This is a genomic window from Cobetia sp. 5-11-6-3 (genome assembly GCF_013374055.1).
Lineage (GTDB): Bacteria > Pseudomonadota > Gammaproteobacteria > Pseudomonadales > Halomonadaceae > Cobetia > Cobetia marina.
In genome coordinates this window covers 1-281 of record NZ_BLWJ01000037.1, presented here as the reverse complement: position 1 = coordinate 281, position 281 = coordinate 1, and the positions used below count along the sequence as shown (strand labels likewise).

Here is a 281-nt window from a genome sequence, read left to right as displayed (position 1 = left end):
GACGGTGGTGCCATCGGTCTCAGCCAGCACTGGTGCATCCGGCGCGGTAGTGTCGACGGTGAGCGTGAAGTCGGCAGACGGTGCACTTTCGTTGCCCGCGGCATCGGTGGCGGTGACGCTGAAGACGTGCTCGCCATCGGTGAAGCCAGTCGCCGGCGTGAAGCTCCAGGTGCCATTGGCATCGGCGGTGACTGTCGCGATTTCCTCACCATTGTGGGTAATCGTGACGGTGCTACCGGCTTCGGCGCTGCCGGTCAGCGTCGGAGTCGCATCATTGGTGC

At 64.4% G+C, this 281-nt stretch carries 1 protein-coding gene; it reads right to left on the bottom strand.

Annotated elements, in window-relative coordinates:
- Window positions 1–281 (bottom strand): Ig-like domain-containing protein (locus HXS66_RS17310; RefSeq protein ID WP_176504179.1); only part of this gene is annotated, 281 nt, incomplete at both ends.